The organism is Kocuria sabuli (genome assembly GCF_040981185.1).
Lineage (GTDB): Bacteria > Actinomycetota > Actinomycetes > Actinomycetales > Micrococcaceae > Kocuria > Kocuria sabuli.
Genome location: NZ_JAVHZE010000018.1, coordinates 57177 through 67381 on the forward strand (window position 1 = coordinate 57177; position 10205 = coordinate 67381).

General features: G+C 73.7%; 8 protein-coding genes and 1 pseudogene. 5 read left to right on the plus strand and 4 right to left on the minus strand.

The features are described 5' to 3' along the window. Positions 1–19: 19 nt before the first annotated feature. Genes RE027_RS14940 through RE027_RS14955 form a run of 4 tightly spaced genes read right to left on the minus strand, consistent with a single transcriptional unit; the run spans position 20 to position 5365 of the window. On the minus strand, positions 20–523 hold the full coding sequence (locus tag RE027_RS14940) for a MaoC family dehydratase (RefSeq protein ID WP_368809067.1): 504 nt from the start codon (positions 521–523) through the stop codon (positions 20–22). Next, on the minus strand, positions 520–1680 hold the full coding sequence (locus RE027_RS14945) for an acyl-CoA dehydrogenase family protein (RefSeq protein ID WP_368809068.1): 1161 nt from the start codon (positions 1678–1680) through the stop codon (positions 520–522). Before RE027_RS14945 ends, RE027_RS14940 begins: the two co-directional genes overlap by 4 nt. Beyond that, entirely contained in the window at positions 1677–3752 is a 2076-nt protein-coding gene (locus RE027_RS14950; RefSeq protein ID WP_368809069.1) for an ATP-binding protein, read from the minus strand. Before RE027_RS14950 ends, RE027_RS14945 begins: the two co-directional genes overlap by 4 nt. Before the next feature lie 5 nt (positions 3753–3757). Beyond that, entirely contained in the window at positions 3758–5365 is a 1608-nt protein-coding gene (locus RE027_RS14955) for a carboxyl transferase domain-containing protein (RefSeq protein ID WP_368809070.1), read from the minus strand. A gap of 135 nt (positions 5366–5500) precedes the next feature. On the opposite strand from RE027_RS14955, the gene RE027_RS14960 reads away from it, so the two are divergent. From RE027_RS14960 to RE027_RS14980, 5 genes and pseudogenes are all read left to right on the plus strand, one after another. Continuing rightward, positions 5501–6178 (plus strand): TetR/AcrR family transcriptional regulator, encoded by a 678-nt coding sequence (locus RE027_RS14960; RefSeq protein ID WP_368809071.1) that lies wholly within the window; start codon positions 5501–5503, stop codon positions 6176–6178. Further along, positions 6175–7356, plus strand: coding sequence for an acyl-CoA dehydrogenase family protein (locus tag RE027_RS14965; protein WP_368809072.1), 1182 nt, complete (start codon positions 6175–6177; stop codon positions 7354–7356). Before RE027_RS14960 ends, RE027_RS14965 begins: the two co-directional genes overlap by 4 nt. Before the next feature lie 414 nt (positions 7357–7770). After that, positions 7771–8511, plus strand: a complete 741-nt coding sequence (locus RE027_RS14970; protein WP_368809073.1) for an MBL fold metallo-hydrolase — start codon at positions 7771–7773, stop codon at positions 8509–8511. 118 nt (positions 8512–8629) lie between these two features. Further along, a complete protein-coding gene (locus RE027_RS14975; RefSeq protein WP_368809074.1) occupies positions 8630–9715 on the plus strand; it encodes an inositol-3-phosphate synthase in 1086 nt (361 codons plus the stop codon). 340 nt (positions 9716–10055) lie between these two features. Continuing rightward, a pseudogene (locus RE027_RS14980) lies at positions 10056–10205 on the plus strand (GTP 3',8-cyclase MoaA); the annotation flags it as partial.

Below are 10205 nucleotides of genomic sequence, written 5' to 3' on the forward strand. Positions count from 1 at the left end.
ACGGCGGGCCGGGGCGGGGTCACTGCGGGGCGGCGCCGCGGCGCCAGACCAGCACGGAGCGGGTGCACTCGGCGACGACGACGCCGTCCTGGTTGCGGCCGACGTGCTTGACGCGCACGATCCCCTGCCCCGGCCGGGACGCGGACGGGCGGGTGCCGAGGATCTCGGAGGAGGAGTAGAGGGTGTCCCCGTGGTGCAGCGGGTGCGGGAAGGCCACCTCCTCGAAGCCGAGGTTCGCCACGATGGTGCCCTGGGTCAGCTGCGCCACGGACGCGCCCACCAGGGTGGAGAGCGTGAGCATCGAGTTCACGAGCCGCTGCCCGAAGGGCTGGCGCGCGGCCCACGCGGCGTCGAGGTGCAGGGACTGGGTGTTCATGGTGAGGGTCGTGAACAGGACGTTGTCGGCCTCGGTCACGGTCCGGCCCGGGGCGTGCTCGTAGACCGTGCCCTCCTCGAACTCCTCGAACCACAGCCCGCGCTGGCGGACCACCTTGCGCGGCTGCGGCACCTCCGCCCCCGTCACAGCCCGAGCTCCCGGGCGATGAGCATGAGCTGCACCTCGGTGGTGCCCTCGCCGACCTCGAGGATCTTGGAGTCCCGGTAGTGGCGGGCCACCCGGGACTCGTTGATGAACCCGTAGCCGCCGAAGACCTGGGTGGCGTCGCGGGCGTTGTCCATCGCGGCCTCCCCGGCCACGAGCTTGGCGGTCGCGGCCTGCGTCTTGAACGGCCTGCCGGCCAGCATCCGGGAGGCGGCGTCGTAGTAGGCCAGCCGGGCGGTGGCGGCGCGGACCTGCATGCGGGCGATCTTGAAGGAGACCGCCTGGTTCGCGCCGATGGGGCGGCCGAAGGACTGCCGCTCCCGGGCGTAGCGCACCGACTCCTCGACGCAGCCCTGGGCGGCGCCCGTGGCCAGGGCCGCGATGGCGATGCGCCCCTCGTCGAGGACGGAGAGGAAGTTGGCGTAGCCGCGCCCCTCCTCACCCAGCAGGTTCTCCTCCGGGACCCGGACGTCCTGCAGGGACAGCGGGTGGGTGTCCGAGGCGTTCCAGCCGACCTTGTCGTAGGCCTTCTCGGCGTGGAAGCCGGGGGTGTCCGTGGGGACGATGATCGTGGAGATCTCCTTCCCGGGCCTCCCGTCCGGCAGCTGCGTGGTGCCGGTGACGGCGGTGACGTTGACCAGGCGGGTGATGTCCGTGCCGGAGTTGGTGATGAACTCCTTGGCGCCGTCGATCACCCACTGCCCGTCCTCCCGCCTCGCGGTGGTGCGGGTGCCGCCGGCGTCGGAGCCGGCGTCCGGCTCGGTCAGCCCGAACCCGGCCAGCGCCCGGCCCGTGGCGAGGTCGGGCAGCCACTGCTGCTTCTGCTCCTCGGTGCCGAACCGGTGGATGGGCATCGCCCCGAGGGAGACGCCGGCCTCGAGGGTGATGGCCACGGACTGGTCGACCCGGGCGATCTGCTCGAGCGCCAGGCACAGGGCGAAGTAGTCCCCGCCCATCCCCCCGTACTCCTCGGGGAAGGGCAGGCCGAACAGGCCCAGCTCGCCCATCTGCGCCACGATGTCGTAGGGGAACTCGTGGGCCCGGTCGTAGCGGGCCGAGACGGGGGCGATCACCTCGTCGGCGAACTTGCGGACGGTGTCCGAGAGGTCCTGGTACTCCTCGTCGAGCTCGAAGTTCATGCCGTGTGCTCCTGACTGGTCGGATCGCGGTCCGGCGGGGTGCCGGGCCCGCCCGCGGAGTGGCCGCCGCCGGGTGCCGGGACGACGGCGTCGGGCACCACGCGGGCGAGCAGCTGGTGCAGCTTGACCTGCTCGCCGGCCCGCACGGACAGCTCGACGGTGCCCGCCGTGGGGGCCACGAGCCGGTGCTCCATCTTCATGGCCTCGACGACCACGACGGTCCGCCCCTCGGCGACCCGCTCCCCGGCGGCCGCGGGGACCGCGACGACGGTGCCGGGCATGGGCGAGCGCAGCTCGGGCGCGGCGGGCCCCGCCGTCCGCCCGAGGGCGGCGAGGGCGCGCTCGAGCATCCGCTCGCGGGACACGACGGCGAGCTCGACGGCGAACCCGTCCTCGCCCACCCAGACACCGCCCGTGACGGGGTCCGCGGCGACGTGCACGACCCGGGACGCGCCGTTCGCCTCGAGCAGGTGCGCGGCCGGGCGCCCGGGCAGGGGCACCAGCCGCACGCCGTGCCCGACGACGACGTGGCGCGGCTCCTCCAGCCCGTGGGCCAGCGCCACCGCGGGCCGGGCCCGGCCGGCGGGCCGCCAGCCCTCGGCGCGGGCCCAGGGGTCCTGGCCCGCCGCGGCGGTGGCCCGCCCCCGCAGGAAGGCGGCCGCGGCGGCGAAGTGGGTCTCGTCCGGCGCCGTGAACTCCAGTTCCGGCAGGCGCCGCTCGATGAGGGTCGTGTCCAGCTCGCCCGCCCGCACGGCCGGGTCGCCCAGCAGGGCCCGCAGGTACTCGGTGTTGGTGCCGACCCCGAGCACCACGGTGCCGGCCAGGGCGAGGTCCAGCCGGTCGAGGGCCTGCTCCCGGTCGGCGCCCCAGGCGACCACCTTGGCGAGCAGGGGGTCGTAGTCGGGGCCCACCGCCAGCCCCTCGGCCAGCGACGAGTCGACGCGCACGCCCGGCCCGGACGCCTCCTCGAGCGCGAGCACGGTGCCCGCGGTGGGCAGGAAGCCGCGGGCGGGGTCCTCGGCGTAGACCCGGGCCTCCACGGCGTGGCCGGTGAGCACCACGTCCTCCTGCGCCAGCCCCAGGGGCTCCCCCGCGGCGACGCGGAGCTGCTGCTCCACGAGGTCCACGCCGGTGACCAGCTCGGTCACGGGGTGCTCGACCTGCAGGCGGGTGTTCATCTCCATGAAGAAGAACTCCTCCGGCCGGTCGGCGGGCACGAGGAACTCCACGGTCCCGGCGCCCGTGTAGCCCACGGAGCGGGCGACCCGGCAGGCCGCCTCGCCGATCCGGTCCCGCCCGGCGGCGTCGAGCAGCGGCGAGGGCGCCTCCTCGATGACCTTCTGGTGCCGGCGCTGCAGGGAGCACTCGCGCTCGCCCAGGTGCAGCACGGTCCCGTGGGCGTCGGCGAGGACCTGGACCTCGATGTGCCGGGGCCGCTCCACGAGCTGCTCGAGGAACAGGGTGTCGTCCCCGAAGGCGGCGGCCGCCACGCGGCGGGCCGTGGCGAGGGCCTCGGGCAGCTGCTCGGGGGCGGCCACCACATGCATGCCCTTGCCGCCGCCGCCGGCGGAGGGCTTGATCAGGACCGGGTAGTCCATCCCGGCGGCCGCGGCCACCAGGGCGTCGTCGTCGAGACCCGGCTCCGAGACCCCGGCCACGGTGGGCACCCCGGCGGCGGAGACGTGCTGCTTGGCGCGGATCTTGTCGCCCATGAGCTCCAGCGCCTCGATGCCGGGTCCGACGAACGCGATCCCCGCGGCGGCGCACGCGCGGGCGAGACCGGGGTTCTCGGAGAGGAAGCCGTAGCCGGGGTGGACCGCCTGCGCCCCGGTGGTCCGCGCGGCCTCGACCACGGCGTCGATGCGCAGGTAGCTCTGCGCGGGGGCGGCCGGGCCCACGCACACGGCGACGTCGGCCTCGCGCACGTGCAGGGCGTCGCGGTCGGCCTCGCTGTAGATCGCGACCGAGCGGATGCCCAGGCGCCGCAGCGTGCGCAGGACGCGCCGGGCGATCTCGCCGCGGTTGGCGACGAGGACGACGTCGAAGCGGCGCGGGGGCGTGCCGGTGGCCATGGGGCTCACATCCTGAACAGGCCGAAGCGGGTCTCGGGCAGCGGGGCGCGGGAGCAGACCTCGAGTGCCAGCCCGAGCACCTCGCGGGTGTCGGAGGGCGCGATGACGCCGTCGTCCCACAGCCGGGCGGTGGAGTACCAGGGGTTGCCCTGCTCCTCGTACTGCGCCCGGATGGGCGCCATGAACGCCTCGCGCTCGTCCGCGTCCCACTCCTGCCCGCGGGCCGCCAGCTGCTCGGTCTTCACGGTGGCCAGCACGGAGGCCGCCTGGCTCCCGCCCATCACGGAGATCCGGGCCTGCGGCCACAGGAAGAGGAACCGGGGGGAGTAGGCGCGTCCGCACATGGAGTAGTTGCCGGCCCCGAACGAGCCGCCGACGACCACGGTCAGCTTGGGCACGCGCGTGGTGGCCACGGCGGTGACCATCTTGGCGCCGTGCTTGGCGATGCCGCCGGCCTCGTAGTCGCGGCCCACCATGAAGCCGGTGATGTTCTGCAGGAACAGCAGGGGGATCCCGCGCTGGTCGCACAGCTCGACGAAGTGGGCGCCCTTCATGGCGGACTCGGCGAAGAGCACGCCGTTGTTGGCGACGATCCCCACGGGGTGGCCGTGCAGGTGGGCGAAGCCGGTGACGAGCGTGCTGCCGTACTCCGCCTTGAACTCGGAGAAGCGGCTGCCGTCGACGAGCCGGGCGATCACCTCCCGCACGTCGTAGCCGGCGTTGGGGTCCACGGGGACCGCGCCGGGGAGCTCGTCCTCGGCCACCGCGGGCGCCTCGACCCGGTGCACCGGCCAGGTCCGGGGCGCGGGCGGGGGCAGGGTCGACACGATGTCGCGGACGATCTCGAGGGCGTGCTCGTCGTTCTCCGCCAGGTGGTCGACCACTCCGGAGACCGACGCGTGCAGCTCCCCGCCGCCCAGTTCCTCGGCGGTGACCTCCTCGCCGGTGGCGGCCTTCACCAGCGGCGGGCCGCCCAGGAAGATCGTGCCCTGCCCGCGCACGATCACGGTCTCGTCGCTCATCGCGGGCACGTAGGCGCCGCCGGCGGTGCACGAGCCCAGCACCGCGGCGAGCTGCGGGACTCCCGCCGCCGAGAGGTTCGCCTGGTTGTAGAAGATGCGCCCGAAGTGCTCGCGGTCCGGGAAGACCTCGTCCTGCAGCGGCAGGAACGCCCCGCCGGAGTCGACGAGGTAGACGCAGGGCAGCCGGTTCTCGAGGGCGATCTCCTGGGCGCGCAGGTGCTTCTTGACCGTCATGGGGTAGTAGGTGCCGCCCTTGACCGTGGCGTCGTTGCACACCACCATCACCTGCCGGCCGTGCACGAGCCCGATCCCGGCGATCAGGCCGGCCGCGGGGCACTCGCCGTCGTACATCCCCTCCGCGGCCAGGGCGCCGATCTCGAGGAAGGGGCTGCCGGGGTCGAGCAGCCGGTCCACGCGCTCGCGCGGCAGGAGCTTGCCGCGGGCCACGTGCCGTTCGCGCGAGCGCTCCGGCCCGCCCTGCGCCACGCGGTCGAGCCGTCGCGCGAGCTCCTCGGCGAGCCGGTGCTGGGCGTCCGCGTTGGCGCCGAACTCCGCGCCGCCCGGATCTAGCTGGCTGCTCAGCGCCCGCATCCGTCCCCTCCGTCCCGGGCCGGCGCCCCCGGAGCGCGCCATTTCGGTGAGTCTCGGCTAACTTGATCGTCAGGTTAGTGCCGGCTCACTAGAATGTCCAGGGATGCACCGCCCCGTCGTCGAGAGAAGGACCCCGTGCCGCTGACCGACCGCAGCCCCGGACCGGCGCCCACCACGGTGCGCGGGCAGGCGAAGGCCCAGCGCCGCCAGGACCTGCTCGCCGCCTCGGCGACGCTCTTCGCCGAACGGGGGTTCGCCGGGGTCTCGATCGACGACATCGGCGCGGCCGCGGGCGTGAGCGGCCCCGCGGTCTACCGGTACTTCACGAGCAAGCAGGCCGTCCTGGGCGCGGTCCTGCTCGAGGTCAGCTCCGACCTGCTGGAGCGCGGGCGCGCGGTCGCCGAGCACGCCCCGGCCCCGGACCGGCGGCTGCGGGACCTGGTCTCCTTCCAGGTCGAGTTCGCCCTGCACCGGCCCGCCGTGATCGTGGTACAGGACCGGGAGATGCCGCACCTCACCGCCGAGGACCGCCGCACGGTGCGCGTGCTGCAGCGCGGCTACGTGACGCTGTGGGTCGAGGCCCTGCGCGAGCTCGCCCCCGCGCGCGACGTCGCGGACCTCACCCTGCGCGCCCAGGCCGTGTTCGGGCTCATCAACTCCACCCCGCACTCCCTGCGGGCCGCGCACCGGCTGCACGCCCCGCAGGAGGCGCAGCACCTCGACGCCGCCCGGACCGCTCTCGAGGAGATGTCCTGGGCCGCGCTGCGCACCGCGTTCGAGCCGGACCCCACCAGCACAGGAGGCACCCCGTGACCGAGATCCCGGCCGTCCTGCCCTTCTACGAGGAGGAGCACGAGGAGTTCCGCGGACTCGCCCGCGAGTTCGTGGCCCGCGAGGTGGCACCCCACTACGCGCGGTGGGACGCCGAGCACCTGATCCCGCGCAGCCTGTGGACCGCCGCCGGCGGAGCGGGCCTGCTCGGCCTGGCCGTGCCCGAGGAGCACGGGGGCATGGGCCTGACGGACTACCGGTTCCGCGCCGTGCTCGACGAGGAGCTGGTCGGGCAGGGCGCGCTCGGGGTGGCCCTGGCGCTGCACCTCAACGACGACTGGGTGCTGCCCCACCTGCTCGCCCACGGCACCGGGGAGCAGCAGCGGCGGTGGCTGCCGCGGATCCTCACCGGGGAGCTGGTCACCTCGGTGGCCTGGACCGAGCCGGGGGCGGGGTCCGACCTGCGCGGGGTGCGCACCCGTGCCGTGCGCGACGGCGAGGAGTGGGTGCTCAACGGGCAGAAGACCTTCATCGGCAACGGGATCAGCGGGGACGCCGCCCTGGTCCTGGCCCGCACGGACGGGCGCACCGACCGCGCCGGAGAGGACGGCCTCAGCCTCTTCCTGGTGCACAGGACGGACTCCCCCGGCTACGAGGTCGGCAAGCAGCTCGACAAGATGGGCGTGCGGGCCTCGGACACCGCCGAGCTGTTCTTCGAGGACGTCCGCGTCCCGCACGCCCACCTGATCGGGGCCGAGGGCGGCGGACTGCGCCAGATCCAGGAGCTGCTGCCCCAGGGGCGGCTGGCGGTGGCCGTGGCCGCGAGCGCCGTGGCGCGCTCCACGCTGGAGTCCACCCTGCGCTACACCAGGGAGCGCACGGCCTTCGGCTCGCGGGTGCTCGACTTCCAGCACTCCCGGTTCGAGCTCGCGGAGCTGACGGTCGAGGTGGAGGTCACCGAGGCCTACGTCCAGCGGGCGGTGCACTCGTTCAACGCCGGGACGCTCGACCTGATCGGGGCATCCAAGGCCAAGTACTGGGCGAGCGAGCGGGCGAAGGCCGTGACGGACCGGTGCCTGCAGCTGCACGGCGGCTACGGCTACATCCTGGACTACCCGGTGGCCCAGGCCTACCTCGCCTCCCGGCTGCTGACGATCTTCGGGGGCACGAGCGAGATCCTGCGCGAGACGATCGGGCGGGACCTGGCCTCCGACGGGTGAGGCCCGCGGGGTCCGCGGGCACGAGCGGGCGGGCGGAGCCACCGGATCAGCGCACCGGCCGCCGGGCGGGGGGCCGGACGAGGGGGACCGGGCGCGGCGGTCGGGCAGCGAGGCCCTCCGGCGGACTCCCTTGACAGGAGGGATGCTCTCCCGGAGACTTTCCTCACACCAAAGGTTGCGTATTACGCTCCGTGTTGCAGCAATTGAGCGGAGCGGCACCTCCGGCCGCAGCCGGGGACCAGGGCCGGCCGGTGCTCGCCGACCACCGGTGACAGCGGTCGGCCACCGATGCAGAGAGGAAGACGCGATGCGCCGAGTTGATCGTGCGGTGCCCGGGGGCAGCAGCCGGGCCCGGAGCACGGGAACGTCCCTCGCACCGGAGTCCGTGGCCGGCGGGACGCCCGGGGCAGCACGATGAGCGCCGGCTGCGTCTCCGGGCAGCACCCGGTGCCGGGCGCGGGCCGGGAGGAGCGTGAGCCGGCGGTGACCCCGACGGACGCCGGAGCCGGCCCCACCGGGCGGGCACGGGTCGAGCACCTGGTGACCTCCGGGACCTTCTCCCTGGACGGGGGCACGTGGGAGGTGCAGAACAACGTGTGGATCGTCGGCGACGACGAGCAGTGCGTCGTCATCGATCCCGCCCACGACGTCGCCGCCGTGACCGCGGCGGTGGGGATCCGGGACACGCGGGCCATCCTCCTGACCCACGGCCACGACGACCACATCCGCGCCGCGGTCGAGGTGGCCGAGGCCCTCCGCGCCCCCGTGCACCTGCACCCGGCCGACACGATGCTCTGGGAGCAGGTCCACCCGACCACCGGTGTCGACACCGAGATCGTCGACGGCGACTGCGTCACGGTGGCCGGGACACGGTTGGTGGTCCTCCACACTCCCGGGCACTCCCCCGGCTCGGTGTGCTTCTCCGCTCCGGATCTCCGGGAGGACGGGGTGCTGTTCTCCGGCGACACCCTGTTCCAGGGCGGACCCGGCGCCACCGGGCGGTCCTACTCCGACTTCGGCACCATCGTCGAGTCCATCCGCACCCGGTTGCTCACCCTCCCCCCGGCCACCGAGGTCCTCACCGGCCACGGGGACCCCACCACGATCGGTGCCGAGACCCCCCACCTGCAGGAATGGATCGACCGCGGCCACTGACAGACCACTGCCGGCGCGGCCCGGAACGCGCACCACCACGTCCCCACCCCACACCCCCGAGAGGCCCGCCCCCACCCCTTCACGGCGGTCGCGGCCGGCCTCACGACGAAGGAGAACCGTGTCCCAGCACCCGATCCGAGTTGCCGTCGCCGGCGTCGGCAACTGCGCCTCGTCCCTGATCCAGGGCGTCCACTTCTACGCCGACGCCGACGCCGCCGCCTCCGTCCCGGGGCTGATGCACGTGGTGTTCGGTGACTACCACGTGGGCGACGTGCAGTTCGTGGCCGCCTTCGACGTCGACGCCGCCAAGGTCGGGGCGGACCTGTGCGAGGCGATCACCGCCTCCGAGAACAACACCATGGTCTTCGCCCCGGTTCCGCACACCGGGGTGACCGTCCAGCGCGGGCCCACCCTGGACGGTCTGGGCGCCTACTACCGGGACATGATCGAGGAGTCCACCGCCGAGCCCGTCGACGTCGCGCAGGCGCTCAAGGACGCGCAGGTCGACGTCCTGGTGTCCTACCTGCCGGTGGGCTCGGAGGAGGCCGACCGGTTCTACGCCCAGGCCGCGATCGACGCCGGGGTGGCCTTCGTCAACGCCCTGCCGGTGTTCATCGCCTCCACCGAGGAGTGGGCGGGCAAGTTCGCGGACGCCGGGGTGCCGATCGTGGGCGACGACATCAAGTCCCAGATCGGGGCGACCATCACCCATCGGGTGCTGGCCAAGCTCTTCGAGGACCGCGGCTACGTGCTGGACCGCACCTACCAGCTCAACGTGGGCGGGAACATGGACTTCATGAACATGCTCGAGCGCAACCGGCTGGAGTCCAAGAAGGTCTCCAAGACCCAGGCGGTGACCTCCAACGTGCAGAAGGAGTTCGGCACCAAGGACGTCCACATCGGCCCCTCCGACCACGTCCCGTGGCTGGACGACCGCAAGTTCGCCTTCGTGCGCCTGGAGGGACACGGCTTCGGCAACGCCCCGATCTCCCTGGAGTACAAGCTGGAGGTGTGGGACTCCCCGAACTCGGCCGGGGTGATCATCGACGCGATCCGGGCGGCGAAGATCGGCCTGGACCGCGGCATCGGCGGTCCGCTGACCTCGGCCTCGGCCTACTTCATGAAGTCCCCGCACGAGCAGCAGGCCGACGACGTCGCCCGGGCGAATCTCGAGGCCTTTATCCGCGGGGACCTCGAGAGGTGAGCACCGCCCGGCCGCGGAACATCTCGCGGGTCGCCACAGCGGTGTCCCGCCCGAACAGATCGCCCCTGGGTTCTTCCCCCGGCAGAGGAGCAGCCTCCGTGAGGACCACCGTGCACCAGACCGCTTCGACGCCCCTCCTGGCACCCGGGGACAGGAACCACCAGGGCCCGGCACGCACGCCGTGGCTCGACGACGAGTGCTCCACCTCCGGCGGTACCGGACAGCTGTGCTTGCACTGCACCGGTCCCGAGAGCGACTAGGGGAAGGGCGACGATGCACCGCGAGGCTCGGACCCCGGTTCCACCGCTGTCGTGCCCCGGGGCGGACGGGCAGCGGTGACATGAGTGTTTCCCTGGGTCTGCCGCGGGTGCGCGGTGCCGGGCCGGGCCCCTCCGGGGCCCCGGCCGGGACCGGGTTGATGGACCGGCACGGGCGCCGGGCCACGGATCTGCGGCTGTCGGTGATCGACAAGTGCAATCTGCGCTGCACC

What these genes read in the sequence shown, in the direction of transcription:
- RE027_RS14945 (WP_368809068.1), bottom strand. Translation starts at nt 1,680, where the DNA reads ATGAACTTCGAGCTCGACGAGGAGTACCAGGACCTCTCGGACACCGTC.
- RE027_RS14950 (WP_368809069.1), bottom strand. Translation starts at nt 3,752, where the DNA reads ATGGCCACCGGCACGCCCCCGCGCCGCTTCGACGTCGTCCTCGTCGCC.
- RE027_RS14955 (WP_368809070.1), bottom strand. Translation starts at nt 5,365, where the DNA reads ATGCGGGCGCTGAGCAGCCAGCTAGATCCGGGCGGCGCGGAGTTCGGC.
- RE027_RS14970 (WP_368809073.1), top strand. Translation starts at nt 7,771, where the DNA reads ATGAGCGCCGGCTGCGTCTCCGGGCAGCACCCGGTGCCGGGCGCGGGC.